General features: G+C 34.6%; 13 protein-coding genes and 1 tRNA gene. All 14 read right to left on the bottom strand.

What is annotated here, in order from left to right:
• Positions 1 to 519: 519 nt before the first annotated feature.
• The 14 genes from P9L98_00675 to mreC all read right to left on the bottom strand — a co-directional run bounded on the left by P9L98_00675 (position 520) and on the right by mreC (position 14,537).
• Positions 520 to 2,262, bottom strand: a complete 1,743-nt coding sequence (locus P9L98_00675; protein MDP8215824.1) for a reverse transcriptase domain-containing protein — start codon at positions 2,260 to 2,262, stop codon at positions 520 to 522.
• 362 nt (positions 2,263 to 2,624) lie between these two features.
• Complete coding sequence (locus tag P9L98_00670) at positions 2,625 to 3,266, bottom strand: hypothetical protein (protein MDP8215823.1); 642 nt, start codon at positions 3,264 to 3,266, stop codon at positions 2,625 to 2,627.
• Between the two features lie 8 nt (positions 3,267 to 3,274).
• A complete protein-coding gene (locus P9L98_00665) occupies positions 3,275 to 3,649 on the bottom strand; it encodes a hypothetical protein (GenBank protein ID MDP8215822.1) in 375 nt (124 codons plus the stop codon).
• A 21-nt stretch (positions 3,650 to 3,670) separates the two neighbouring features.
• Positions 3,671 to 3,862 (bottom strand): hypothetical protein, encoded by a 192-nt coding sequence (locus P9L98_00660; GenBank protein ID MDP8215821.1) that lies wholly within the window; start codon positions 3,860 to 3,862, stop codon positions 3,671 to 3,673.
• A gap of 854 nt (positions 3,863 to 4,716) precedes the next feature.
• On the bottom strand, positions 4,717 to 6,294 hold the full coding sequence (locus P9L98_00655; GenBank protein ID MDP8215820.1) for a hypothetical protein: 1,578 nt from the start codon (positions 6,292 to 6,294) through the stop codon (positions 4,717 to 4,719).
• Between the two features lie 153 nt (positions 6,295 to 6,447).
• Positions 6,448 to 7,350: a tyrosine-type recombinase/integrase gene (locus tag P9L98_00650; GenBank protein ID MDP8215819.1), complete on the bottom strand. Its 903-nt coding sequence runs from the start codon at positions 7,348 to 7,350 to the stop codon at positions 6,448 to 6,450.
• 146 nt (positions 7,351 to 7,496) lie between these two features.
• Positions 7,497 to 7,570: transfer RNA gene (locus P9L98_00645), tRNA-Met, on the bottom strand.
• A 56-nt stretch (positions 7,571 to 7,626) separates the two neighbouring features.
• Entirely contained in the window at positions 7,627 to 7,935 is a 309-nt protein-coding gene (locus P9L98_00640; GenBank protein MDP8215818.1) for a TIGR03936 family radical SAM-associated protein, read from the bottom strand.
• A complete protein-coding gene (locus P9L98_00635) occupies positions 7,932 to 9,041 on the bottom strand; it encodes a type IV pilus twitching motility protein PilT (GenBank protein MDP8215817.1) in 1,110 nt (369 codons plus the stop codon). The genes P9L98_00640 and P9L98_00635 overlap by 4 nt, the downstream gene beginning before the upstream one ends.
• 29 nt (positions 9,042 to 9,070) lie before the next feature.
• Entirely contained in the window at positions 9,071 to 10,825 is a 1,755-nt protein-coding gene (locus tag P9L98_00630) for a TIGR03960 family B12-binding radical SAM protein (GenBank protein ID MDP8215816.1), read from the bottom strand.
• Positions 10,818 to 11,855 carry an FtsW/RodA/SpoVE family cell cycle protein gene (locus tag P9L98_00625; protein ID MDP8215815.1) on the bottom strand — a complete coding sequence of 346 codons (1,038 nt, stop codon included), beginning with the start codon at positions 11,853 to 11,855 and terminating at the stop codon, positions 10,818 to 10,820. Before P9L98_00625 ends, P9L98_00630 begins: the two co-directional genes overlap by 8 nt.
• On the bottom strand, positions 11,852 to 13,564 hold the full coding sequence (gene mrdA / locus P9L98_00620; protein ID MDP8215814.1) for a penicillin-binding protein 2: 1,713 nt from the start codon (positions 13,562 to 13,564) through the stop codon (positions 11,852 to 11,854). The genes P9L98_00625 and mrdA overlap by 4 nt, the downstream gene beginning before the upstream one ends.
• Entirely contained in the window at positions 13,534 to 13,974 is a 441-nt protein-coding gene (locus P9L98_00615; protein ID MDP8215813.1) for a hypothetical protein, read from the bottom strand. The genes mrdA and P9L98_00615 overlap by 31 nt, the downstream gene beginning before the upstream one ends.
• A complete protein-coding gene (gene mreC / locus P9L98_00610; protein ID MDP8215812.1) occupies positions 13,974 to 14,537 on the bottom strand; it encodes a rod shape-determining protein MreC in 564 nt (187 codons plus the stop codon). The genes P9L98_00615 and mreC overlap by 1 nt, the downstream gene beginning before the upstream one ends.
• Positions 14,538 to 14,723 lie beyond the last annotated feature (186 nt).

Here is a 14,723-nt window from a genome sequence, read left to right as displayed (position 1 = left end):
ATACTACGCTCCCCCATCCATCCATATATTGGAAAAAACTTTTTTATAAACTAACATCTAAATTAATCGACAATACTACATTGAATAAAATACCGAAATTTAATCTTCCCTGCTAGATGGAATATTTTTTAGATTGATTCTCGAACTATCGGATACATTATACCACGAATCTCTAATTCGTCTAAATCTTTTCTTTGCTAAATAAACATTTTAAAGGAACTCTTACTTAACTTTTAAATTATACCACAAAATCATAAGCTTTTCAAGGTGGTTTCCTTAGAAATATCTCTCGAAATTAGCAAAAAAATATACCGAAATAATTTATAAAATACCGATTCTTGTCCGTTTAATATCCCGTTCATATATTACTTACCTTTCTAAATTAATCTACAGTTTTACTAGGCACATAAAGGAACAAGCAACAATATTAAGGTAATCTAGTACAGATTATTGAAAAATTTTAAAAAATATATGCACTTACTCCATAAACAGCATATTGAAGTTGGATTTTTAATTAAATTATCTTAATATTTCATTAATTAAATCAAAGATTCTAGTAAATTCATCGAAATTAAAATCGTGAAAATTGTTTTCTTTGTGTAACACATTTTTTGCAAACAGAGATTTTGACAATACCATATTAGCATCATTACTACTGCTAACAATATTATGGTCAATTATTGAGGTAAGCTTTGTTCCTTTTATCTTTTTGTCTTCTTTTATTTTCAAATTCTCAGAAAGATGCTCCTTAGTATTCCAGTCAAATTCATTCTTAAAAAATAATCTACACCCGTTACTATCCAATCTCTTAATCTCATCATCTTTATAATAATGCTCTATACTAATATAAGATTGTTTTTGCCTGTGGGGAGGTATCGGCAATGAAAAGGAAAACACATTATTGCCCCAATATCTAGGGGCACCGCATCTACCTCCCTCATTTGCAAATACAATATACTCCTCTTCGTCACTATCAAAAATAAATATTGTTTTTACTGGTTGTTGCACTTTACACATCTCTTTACATAATTTAGACAAAGCACCAGAACCCATGCTTTGTGTATATTCATTAAAACGTACATCTAGATACCTATACAACCTTTTAGAATATAACGTTCTTAAGGCAGCCTTAAGATGTATTCTATCGGTACTACCCTCTGTTATAATCAATGGTAAACTTTCATCATCATAATCAACATAGAATTTTTTCTTCGGACAAAGCTTCCTAAACGTTCTACATAAATTTAAATAAATCCTATCCTGCCTTCCCCTTATCTGCCCGATAAAATCTATCTTGCCAACAAGTATTTCTTTAAATGACGGACGTTTATGTTTCGGATTTCTAAACTTATCGTCTATGCGATTAAAATACTCTTTCTCAGCAGAGGCTAAACCATGCTTATACCACATATGAATCATCGTCCAAACCTGCCTAATAAACTTCCTGTTTACATTTGGAAAAACATTTGTGGTTAATCCTGTAACTTCTTGCCGTTGTCTTTTGTCTTTTAATCTTAATTTCTTTTTATTTATTTTAAATCCATTATCTATCACTGTGTTTTTTAATTCTTCTCCAATTACAATATCTTCTCTACCATTAACTACTTCCTTTTTTAAAATTGCTTCAGGGAAAACACTAGACAACGTAGAGAAAGTCAAATCATCTGCATATCGAGTGTAAAAACAATCATATTTTCTTGCAAGCTGTGATAGTCTACTATCTAGTTTAACGCAAATGAGATTGGAAATTATAGGCGAAGTCGGAGCTCCTTGCGGTAAATAATTATCAAAACATGCAATACGTGCTAATGCTGTTGCTACTTTATTGTTAAATTCAAAAGGAGCTGCTATGAACACCCCCCTAACTCTACCAAAATTAATAGAAGGGAAAAAATCTTTTAAATCAATATTGCCAACAAAACTTTTAGATACATGGTTTCGTGCATTAGTAAGGATACTTCTTTTTTTAACAAAACCATGCACATAAGACTTTGGGGTGTAAATATTTTGTAGAATAAAATTTAATCTATTTTGAATTGCTTTTAATGGCAATATCGGAGCATTAATCTCTCTTTGACCTCCAGATTTTTTAGGAATAGTAAACTTTTTATATTTTATTTTGTCGGGCAGAATAAAAGCATAGTATGTTACTAAGCTACATCTTACATCTAAAAGAGCAGCCAAATCTTGAATGCTATCTAAATCAAGAAAACTTTTCTTTAAGTCTGCTGCTTCTAATTTAAAAAAATTACTGCTTGTCATAAATACATCATTTTAGTAATGCTAGGGTGCCTAAAGTATAATTCTAAGCTTTTGCGATAGCAGATTCTACTATCATCACATTACCAAAGTTTCCAGTGATACAATGGCTAAGTGAAAGGCTCTCAACATTTGGGTAACATCGTCGCGTATCAACGACAGGCAAATTCAAAACTAAAGACACCCTAAACATACAATATCATCTCCTATAATTAAATCAGCATACTCTTTCTTTAAATTCTTTGAGTACAAAATTTACCCTGCATAAATAAAACATTATATCTTTAACATTATTTCCGTTCTTAATCATTTTATTATAACAAAATAACTACTGACTAAAAACTACCACTTACTATCACTTTATTTTATTTATCAAATTCCTTTTTTATATTCTTATAACCTAGCTCTTCTAATAATCTACATAGGCTTGAAGACACTTGCATATCGCTAGCTATTGGATGCGGCCCTACACCAAGAAATGCTTCGGATATCATACGATTAAAATCGACACCAAATAATAATACTTCTTTCATGACTGCATGACTAGGCAATAAATCTCTCTGAGCTTTATATTCAGAATGAGCAACTACTTTATCTCTGGCATAATCATATCTCTCAAAAGAAGCCTGATGTTTTGAATAAAAACTTTCATAAATAGCTTCAAGTGCTTCAATGTAATTAGTCCCTTTCTTGCCATTTTCATATTTAGATATAAACTCATCTACATAGTCAGGATACTTACAATTTAACTCTTTAGATTTAATTAATTCTAGTATTGCAGGAATAGAGTTCAAAGAATATGTTTTTTCTTTCTCAAAAATTTTATATATACTCATAACAAAAGATTCCTTTAAAATCATTCGAATATGAACAAAAAACTTCTTCCCAACTCCAACTTTGTTTATAATATCTGCATTTAATCCAAATAACTTTTCTAAATCAATACTATGTTTAAGTGAAAAAAGCATTTTCGATAATTCTATATTTTTTTCATCTAAAGTTTTCATTTTATTTTTTAAGGAAGAGATAATTTAAAGATACTAATTGTAAACAATACCCCACCAATAAGGAAACAAACGCACATGGCCCAAAACGCTTTTTCAGTCCATACACCCCATCGACTCTTTCTAAAATCTAAACTTTCTATTTTACCATCAATATATTTAGCATAATGAACACTCGCCCAAAGCCCATTTATAATTTCAAAAAACAAAGAAAATACAAAACAAAGAAAAGAAAGCTTATAAAGAACAAAAGAATCTTTGACCCCTAGCTCCTTGTCTATTAACACAAATATAGCAGCCATCACGACTAAAGAAAGAGCTGAAATCTTTTGCCTTACACTAGAATTTAATTCTCTATAAATATTAAATATTTCTTTAAAATCCATTTCAACATATTTATATTAAATTTATTTTCTTCTAGGAGGCCTTGGTCCTCTTGGACCACCAGCAACCTTTTTCTTCAGAGCTGCTTTCTTCTTTACAACTTTCTTCACTGCAACCTTTTTCTTCAGAGCTGCTTTCTTCTTTACAACTTTCTTCACTGCAGCCTTTTTCTTCGGAGCTGCTTTCTTCTTTGCTGCTTTCTTCTTTACTGCCATGATTCACCTCCTTTAAAATAAAAAAGACAACCCTCTCTAGAGTTGCCTATATTAAATCACCAAATTATATATCCACTACATTGTGGCATGATAACACATAATAATCCTATTTATTATAAGTAGTCAAGGTTTAACTAGGTGTTTAATTCCAAACAATAGAAATTTAACAACACACACACTACTATGGTGGTATAGCATAGAGAATACTTCAATATTGTGCTATTTTTAAACCCCCTACAGTCATCTGGTGACCAAATAGTGACCAAAACAGGGCTAGATATGGGTAATGCTCAAAATCAAACACAGCAAGGGTATATCGCTAAGTTGCTCTTTAAATATTGTACTGTTTAAAACCCCTACCATTGACTAACAGGCTAATAGCCCTATAGTTAACTGCAGGGAACAAAAAGCTTGTTTCGTACGAGGAGGGGTAAATATTCGCTAATCCTAAGTTTAGCTTGTTGTAGCGCTATACTGTACATATCTTTGTCAAAAATAGTCTTTTATAGTGCAACAGAAGAGTGATTTTGTCTGCTTTTTAATAAAATTATACTTAAGTCTATTAATATCAATAACTTAATTAAATTATAGTCGGGAGATTGTGGGAGCGTTGTGGAAAAATTATGGGAGCATTATGGGAGCGCTGTGGGAGCTAAATATCCCCCACTATTAATTAACTTGTTTATTTACAATATCATCAAAACCAATTAAGTTCATCAACATTGGAATTCAGAAAACTTGGTGTCTAAATAATATTCATCCTTTATCTCTACTTGCTGTTACCTGTCTTTCGCAAGATATTCCAAGGGAAAAATGGAGATGAGATATCAGCTAGAATCTCCCTGTAGTTCTAATTAATTATTTAGAGGTAAAAAATTAATTTTCAATGAACCTTCTTGACTATCATCTTGAATGTAATTTCTGTTAATAGCAATCTCTATTTTAAAAATTAACTCATCAATTTGGAAATAATACTCACCATCTAAAGTTTTAATAATATCTATTAATTCTCCGTTAACTTTAAATTCAAATTTATCAGGGTCTCCTTTAAAACTCAATTTAAGCTTATCATGTTGAGTCAAATATGATGGATGGTTTAAATCCATAATAATTCCAAGCCAACGGTCACCATTTGAAAAATCATAATTAATATCTATGGTATTATCACTATAGTACTGCAACCAAATAGCTGGTGATTTTTCTATGTCTGTAAAAACATGAGGATAAATAGTTAATGTACCTGTGTCAACACCCCCGCTATCTACTAACTCTCCTTGTAAATCAGAAATTGGTAATCCAAAAATATTCTCAAATAATAGTTTTACCTCTGGAGTATTATATATATCGGGTTTTAATAAATTACCGATAGACACTTTACCGACATTATCTATGCCTATAACCCAATTACCCCCTTCATCTTTTTCTATTAATCCTATTTCTTCCTGAGCCAATAATAGCCTTTGTTCAACAACTGAAGGAAGATATGTATTTAGATGGCCAAAAAACATACCCCAAAATAATTTTACTTTATCAACATTTCCTTGAATATCTGTAAAACCATTAACGCCATATAAAGTTTCAATACAGCTCCGATTGTCTTCAAACAGATTTTCCGATAAATTAGTATTACCAAGCCCGTCTTTTCTTACTTCACCTATTCGCCTTTGTGAATTATTAACTTCTTTAAGCAAATCTATGTTTTTTTCATTAATATAATCTGAAATAAATTCAATTGCTTCCGCTTCTGCTGATACTTCTACCTCAACCCATGCTCTTACAAAATTATTTAAATTATCCTTAAATTCTACAAACGAAAAATCTTCAGAATAATCAATTGAAACAAGCACTTTATAGTATAAATCCTGTCTTTGCAAAAAAACTTCTGGAGATTTCTGATAATCTTTTATATGAGTTAACTCATGAACAATAATTTTAACAAATGCAATTTTACCTAACAACGTATTATTATTAAATAACGAATCATTAATAACAATGGTGTTTGCTTCTACGAAAGCTGCACCAACTTGTTCCTCGTCATAAGATTCTTCATTCGGCTTAAAAACCCTTATATTATAACTTCGAAGTTCTTCTAATTTAAAATCAGTAATTATACTCTCTAAATACAAAATTTCTTTTTCATTTAAAGGTCTGGCAGTTTTGTTTATTGTAGATTCATATCCATTATAATCCTGTCCATTATAATCCTGATTTAAAATAATTGGCGCCTCTACGACTGAGCCATCCCCTTCAACTGTCTCACCAATAATTACTCTACTATTATTATCAATAAAATATTCATAACTAAATGAAGAACCTTGCAAGGAATCTTGACTTCCATCAAAAACACTCTCTCCTAAGAATGAAAAAGCATAACAGGGCATCGAGAATAATAACCCTGATATAATTAATAAAATTTTGTATTTCACTTTCATTAATATAGAAACTCTTTAATTTGCTCTTTGGTCAATTTATACCACATATTAAACAATTTAACAAACTATGTATTGATTATTCGAACAATAGAAACTTAACAGCACATCACTACTACATAGAGAATGTTTTAATAGTGTACTGTTTTAAACCCCTTAGATATTCAATGGATGCTTTTCAACCGCCTTTTTTAACTGTTTATCATCGCATCCTAAATAAAATCTAGCCGTAGTAGATATGTCAGAATGTCCTGCTAATAATTGAATATCTCTTAAGTTTACTCCATTTCTTAACATTAAAGTGCAGAAAGTATGCCTCAAGACTTGAGGAGTAACATTCTTTTTAAATCCAACTTTTTTCTTTAGCTCATCAAATAGATTGTACAATCCTTGTTGAGTTAAAGGAGAGTTCTTTCTGTTGGTAGATAAAAATAAGTAATCGATATTTTTCCTTTTGGGCCTTACTTTTAAGTAGTCTTCCAAAAAACCTTTTACAGTATCATTTAAAGGCACAATCCTCTCTTTGTTCTTAGCTGTAACACATATATATCCTCTATCCAAGTTTACATCCTTCAACTTTAAATTAAGCAACTCTCTCTTTCTTATACCAGTTAATAGAAACATACTAATAATAGAAACATCTCTATACCACTTTGATTTATAACTACGCTTTAAGCTAATGCAAGTTTGTAACAACTCCTTAGCTTCCCCCTCATCTAGGAAATCAGGCAACCTACGGGCTAACTTGGGCTTTTCAAGGCTATTGCAAGGGTTCTCCTTGAGATAACCTCTCTTTACTAAAAAGCTACAAAACGACTTAATTCCCTGCATAATATTAAGTATTGTTCTAGGTGCGTTGCCGTTTAGTCTATGGCTTACAAAAAAGCCCCTAAGAGTCTCTGTGGTTAAAACCTCCAAGTCTGCCTTAAGCATCTTATAACGTAAGTACTTAAGCAGCGGTGCAAGGCTTCTTTTATACCATTCAATAGTAGTAGGTTCTAAGCATCTTTCTAAAGTCGCAAAAGCAATGAACTCCTCAAATAAGATTGAAATCTTCATAATATTTAGACTATACGGGAAAGCACTAGTAGTTAGTGGGGTTTTTCAGGCTAACCTCAAGAATCGGCAGTTTGGTCGATTAGTGCATATAATTCAACAACTTACATCAACTCTATAGCTCTAACCTGTTCGTAATGAAAGAGTTATAGCGGTGAGTGGACTCGAACCACTGACAATACGGGTATGAGCCGTATGCTCTAACCAACTGAGCTACACCGCCGTAAAAACCAAACTCAAATTATATCAGAATATTTATCAATTTAAAGAATCAAAAAATCAGACCTTAGTTGCAGAAACTATCTGAATCTCATCCGGAAGCTGCTTATTTATTTCTTTTTTCAATCTACTCTCTTCTATATCTTCTTTTAATCTTATGAATAACTGCTCGTTATCACTCTCTACACCAAGTTTAAGAGCTCTATTGAACTTAATCTTCGGTATTGGATGAAAACCCTGTGAATATAAAACTGCAATATTGGCTCGCCTTAAAACACGTTGGAAGAGATGCAGTAGATCAAGATGGGATATGAATTTCAACAATCCCTTCTTTGTAAAGATAAGCGAGTATTCAACTGCTTCTTTCACGCTTTTCTCTGGATTAATTTCTTAAGATCCTCAACATCTAAAGAGTGAAGCATTGCCTGCTCATAACCTATATCACCTTTCAAATAGAGGTTAACTAAGCTTTGGTTCATAGTGCTCATGCCCTCTGCCTGTGCAGTCTGAAGAGTTGATGTTATCTGATGAACCTTGCTCTCTCTGATCATACTTCTCACTGCATGATTTGCAATCATCATCTCATACGCCAAGACACGGCCCGGCCCTTCTTTCTTCGCCATAAGCTGCTGAGTAAGGACTGCCAAAAGGACAAAGGAAATCTGCACTCTTACCTGAGACTGTTTATGTGCTGGAAAAATATCGATAATTCTATTGATACTCTGGATTGCATCTGGAGTATGCAGAGTTGCAAGAACAAGATGGCCTGTCTCAGCTATATTTAAAGCCGCCTCTACCGTCTCAAGGTCACGCATCTCGCCAACAAGAATAACGTCGGGATCCTCTCTTAATATATGCCTTAGAGAGTTGCTGAATGAGTGAGTATCTGTTCCCACTTCCCGCTGATCTATAACAGAGCTCCTGGATTTAAAGACATACTCTATAGGATCCTCTACGGTTATGATGTGGTTCGTTCCATTTTCATTTAACCATTCAATCATAGAGGCTATTGATGTAGATTTCCCGCTTCCAGTCGGCCCTGTAACAAGAATAAGCCCTCTCTTTCTCTTTAAGAGCTTCTCAATGATAAGCTCTTGATTTAATCCGCACTCAGAGAGCGAAGGTATCTTAGCAGGCAGCATCCTTACAGCAGCAGCAAGAGAACCTCTCTGAATATAGAGATTTATTCTGTAGCGGGCAACCCCTTCTACCTCTATCGCAAAATCTAGCTCCCACTCTCTTTTAAACCTCTCTCTCTGCTCCTCGTTCAACACACTAAAAGACATCTTCTCGATGTTATCCGGTGAAAGCTCGGGATGGTCACTCATCATCAGGTTCCCATCTATTCTAAAGATCGGGGGATAACCATCTTTAAGATGTAAGTCGGAAGCATTATTCTGAGACATTTCAATAAGAAGATTTTTAAAAGAACTGTCCATCTCATTTCTTTTGATAACACCCTTAAGAAAATCCATATTATTACCTCCCTTTAATCTCAGAGATACTAAAATTTAGCCCTAGCACTCTCAAGGCTTGCCCATAAATCCTTCTTATCAATGTCCACACCTACGTAATCCCAAGGCAATAGAGAAGACTCGCCCCAGGACGGTCTAAGATAACTATCTATGTCAATATTTTTTTTACTAAATGCATTATACCATAAATCACTATTGAATTCTCCTCCCCAGGAATCAAATCTTGCACCTGCCTTCCAGGCCTCATAAATGACAGATGACAATCTTCTATCCCCCCGAGAAAAGATTGCTTCAATTAAAGAATAATCATAATCTCTGAAATCAATTTTTATACGCCTGCTATGCAAATTATCTCTTATAAATCCAATCTGCTCCAGTACCTCTTCTCTAGATGCAAAAGGATGCCACTGAAAAGGAGTGTGGGGCTTAGGAATAAAAGTTGCAAAACTAAGCTTTAGACTTACAGACCTCCTTGTCCTTAGCTTTAGAAGACCTTTTACGAATTCGACTATCTCTTTTAAATCATCAATCTTAAGGCCGGGAAGCCCAAGCATATAATAGAGCTTTATACTCTTCCATCCTCTATCAAAAGCAAAAGAGATAATCTCGCTCAATATCTCCTCATCAACATATTTTCCTACTATATCCTTCATTCTCAAAGAGCCTACCTCAGGAGCAAACGTCAATGAAGGCCTTTTTGTATCGGTGAATTTGCTCAAACTATCTATAAGGCTCTTACTAACCCAAAGAGAGGGCAAACTTAAAAATAGATTTAGATCTTTAAAATCAGATCTCAAACCATCAATCAGATCCTCTATACCGGAATAGACTCCGCTTGAAAGTGAAGATAGGCAGACCTCTTCATAGCCTGTATTTTTGTAATTCTTCTTAGCAGTAGAGATAAGATTGTTCATCTCTCTCTGCCTTGGCGGACCATAATAGACCCTTGCCTGGCAAAACCTGCAGGAGTTCGGACAGCCCCGCATAATCTCAAGATTTATCCTATCATGGATTGTACGGATATAAGATACGGTGGGCCTGATAGAGTGCGCTACACTATTAAGATCAGCCACATAATGCTTCTGGACCTTTCTATCCACATTGGTAACAATAAAACCTTCTTCTGTTAACTCCGTCTTATAAAGCGAGGGAACATAGATTGAGTTTTGATTCTTAAGTCTAAAGAGCAGTTCTTCTCTTGGGATACCATCCTTACGTCCCGCAGAAATACTCTCCAATAAAGGAATAATAATATCTTCTGCTTCGCCTATAAGAAAAAAATCAAAGAAATCCGCAACAGGTTCGGGGTTTAATGTAGAGGGACCTCCTCCGATTATCAGAGGATGGTTATCCGCTCTATCTTTAGAGAAGATATCTAAACCTGCCAAATCAAGTATAGTTAAAATATTTGTATAGTTTAGTTCATGCTGAAGTGTAAACGCAACAATATCGAATTCAGAGAGGGGTCTTTTGCTCTCAAGGCTATATAGAGGCAGATTTGAACTCTTAAGCAAGTTCTCCATGTCATGCCAAGGGGCAAAAGATCTCTGGCAGATAAATTCAGGCTTCGCATTTATAAGTTCATATAGAAGTCGTAATCCCTGATTACTCATTCCAATTTCATATAGATCGGGATATATCAAAACAATCCTAAGAGAGGCACTATCCCAATTCTTCTCTATACTGTTGTGCTCCCTGCCTATATAGCGGCCGGGCTTTTGAACATTAGAAAGGTTGTTTAGAAGAAACTCTTCTATCTCCTTAGGTTCTGAATAATTATTCATCTCTTAAAAATAGTGCTATCATGACAACGGTAACAATTAAATCCGACCCGCCATAACTGAAAAAAGGAAGCGGCAACCCTACGATAGGAAAGATACCTATAGTCATGCCTATATTTACTATTATCTGAACTGATATAGTGACAAGAAAGAGATTGAGCAGTATACCCGAAGCTCCATCTTTTTTCCTAGAGGCAATACTATGCATCCTCCTAAGCATAAGTAAATATAGCCCTAAGAGCGCAATGACACCTATAAAACCCCACTCTTCAGCAAAGACAGGGAATACAAAATCCGTGTGAGACTCCGGAAGAAACCTCAACTGCCCCTGAGCTCCATTCAACCACCCCTTGCCGAGAATATTTCCAGATCCTACCGCTATCTTAGACTGTATTAAGGTATAACCTGCCCCTAAAGGATCAAGCTGAGGATTCATAAATGTTAAAATTCTATTTTTCTGATAAGGCTTAAAATTCAAATAAAGAATAGGCACTGTCATTAGCGCAGCAATAATCCAAGGTAAAGCTTTTCTAAATTTTGCTTTCTTAAGTATAAAAAAAGTAACTACTGAAGGAAAGAGCATTAATGAACCGCCTAAATCCGGTTCTTTAGCAATCAATATCGCCCCAAAAAGAGTGAAAAAGAGCGGCATAATAAATGAAGAGAGAGTCTCAAAATTACTATAATAGAACACAGATACAAGAAATACCGGAAGTGTAAACTTCATAATCTGTGAAGGCTGAATATTTAAAAAACCGAATTTAATCCATCTATGAGCACCTTCGGCAGGTAATATCAAAACTATAATCAAAAGCAAAAGCGAAGTGATATAGAACACCAATCCCAAGCTCAAAATCCGCCTAATGCCTATAAAAGATACCCCGGAAGCCACTAATAGAGATATTAAAAACCATATAACCTGCCGCATAATATAGTTCCCTGAGAAATTATAACTTGCACTATAGAGATTCATGATCCCAATCAAAAATATTAACAGAACATATAAAATCAAAATATCCAATCTTTTATTCATAACCCACTCTTTTTGTAATAATACTTTAGAAACTCCTTTGCTATCCTTGCAGTTGCATACCCTCCGCCGCCTCCATGCTCAATAAAAGCTAAAAAAGCAATCCTGGGAGAATCATAAGGGGCAAAGCCTGCAAACCAGGCATGCGGTTTTCCCGATGTTGCCTGAGCAGTACCTGTCTTGCCAGCAATAGCAGGAGCCACCTTTGCAATCTGCCCTGTACCGGTAGGGCTATTTACCGTATCTCTCATAGCTCTTTTTATAAATTTGATATTTTTGACAGAGAAGAGAAGGTTCTCAGCCTCTCTTTTATAAGCCAGCTCACCGCTTATAGAGTTGCAAACCTTAGGTTTTAAAAGAGTTCCCTCATTAGCCAATGCTGCTATAAATCGCAGGACCTGCATAGGACTCACCAGGAGATAACCCTGGCCTATAGAGACGTTGATCGTATCCCCAGGGTACCAACGCTCTTTCACCTTTTTAGCTTTCCAATCCGGAGACGGTAAGAACCCATCTTTCTCATAAGGTAAATCGACTCCTGTCTTTTGCCCAAAACCAAAAAGACCCGCATGGTAAGCAATAGAATTAATGCCTGTCTTTAGTCCTGTGTTATAAAAATATATATTGCAGGAATGTGCTATGGCTTGACGTAAATCCTGCCAATCATGCCCGCTGCTCTTCCAGCATTTATAGCTCCGCCCTCCATAATTAAAGTGTCCCGGACAGAAAAACCTATCTTCTGGATTAATAACATCATCCTCAAGAGCTGCAACAGCAATAAGTAATTTAAATACCGAACCTAGAGGATATTCTCCCTGTATAGCACGATTCAAAAGAGGTCTCTCTTTAGAACTCAATAGTTGTGAGATTTTATAATTATCCGACGATATAAATAGATTGGGATCAAAATTAGGCGAACTGACCGCGGTTATAACCTCGCCTGAGTCAACATCCATAGCAAGAAAACACCCCGTATAAGGAGAGAGCAACTCTTCAGCCCTCTGTTGTAAATCCAAATCAATAGTCAGATATATATCTAACCCTCTCTTTGGCTCTTCGCGACTTAAAACCTCTACGATTCTGCCCTGATTATCAACCTTAACCAACATTCCACCATCGCTGCCTTTTAAGTAAGGCTCGAATTCTTTCTCTACTCCGCTCTTACCAATATAAGAACTGAATCTATACCCGTAGGATTTTAGTTCTTTCAGTTCGTCTTCGGAGATCTCACCAAGATAACCTAATAGATGAGAAGCAACAGTACTGTTAGGGTAATATCTTTTGATATTTTCAGATACAAGCAACCCTGAGATATTCCTGTATTTTTCTTTCAAAAAGAGAGCCTTTTCAAAATCAACATCAGAGACTAGTGTTAAAGGAGCAAAGGGAGCTTTAAATTTAAGCTTATAAATATTTTTTAAATCTTCTATATCAATATCAAACTCTCTGTTTATGATTTCAAAGATCTCGTTCCTATTTTTGATCCTATCGGGAAGCACCTGTATTGAAAAACTTAAACGATTCCCAGCAAGCTCTCTACCATAACGGTCTAAAATATTACCTCTATAACCGCCTAGTGGTAAAACTCTAAGATAATTATTGAGACTCATCTCCCGGTAATAATCACCTTTAATAACTTGAAAATAGAAGACTCTTAAGATAATCAGTACCAGAGATATAGCTAAGGATGTTTTGTATATCTTGGAAAACATTTTTCTACGTAATTCTGTAAAAAGTATAGTATTATTATTAAAATCAGATTGGATGCTAAGCTCGAAAGATAGGCTTTCATGCTAGCGCTGTACCCTATTAAGAGCGAAAGATTACAGAGAGTTCTTATAGAAATAAATCCTAGAAGCAGGAATAAAAAATTGAATACTCTATTGCCGTGGAACATCTTTAACTGCCATCTCTTTACAAGATAGAGCAGGAAATAAGAGAGAGAATAGAGTCCCGGAAATGAAAAGCTAAACATCTCAGCAGCCAAAGCAGATACCAAAAAGTTATTATAACTAAATTCATCATTAAAAAGCAGAGAATATAAAAAGATAAAAGATATCAGATCTACTCCGCTAAATATTTTTAAAACTCCCGCAATAACCAAAGAGATAGCGTATAGCATTATTCCTGTACTATTATTAAAACATCTTCGACTTTAGAGATATCAACAAATGGTTCAACATCAGCAACTTTATACATCTGAGAAGCATGCATATAGATATTGACTACTCTTCCAACAGCTATTCCCCTGGGCAACAAACCCTTTCCCGAAGTTACTACTGTATCACCTATCTTAACATCGCTATCAATATTTATGTAAAGCAACTTTAAATTGCACCCCCTACCTCTACCTGCCAACAATACAATCTCCCTGGTAGAGGATATACGAGCAGAGATACTAAAGCTGGGATCGAAATAAGGCAGCACAAAGGCATAGTTTACACCCACATCATCAACTATTCCTACAAAGCCAGCAGGAGTAATTGCTGCGCTATTCTTCTTCATACCGCTTCTGCTTCCTCTGTCTATTAAAAATTTAGCTCTTAACTCTTCTTCAATTATAGAGTTAATATTAGCCGCAATAGGTTTTTTTAAACTCTTTTTCAACTCTAAGCAATTTTTAAGATTTTTATTTTCATTTTCTAAATCCTCTATTCTACAGGCCTGACTTTGATTCTCTCTCAATATTTGAGCTATATCTTCTTGAGAAGTGCTATCTTTTTCATGCAAGATGCCAAAAAAAGGTAATCTTAAAGTATTTGATGATAATTGGAACAGAGTGTTTTGTAAAAAGCCTTTTAAGAAAAAAAGGGTTATAAATAGGGAGACTGTAATCAGGCCTCTTTTCATCTATTGTTCAGAGCAAAAGCT

Source organism: Candidatus Kaelpia imicola (assembly GCA_030765505.1).
GTDB lineage: Bacteria > Omnitrophota > Gorgyraeia > Kaelpiales > Kaelpiaceae > Kaelpia > Kaelpia imicola.
This window is presented reverse-complemented; position numbering and strand designations above follow the sequence as displayed.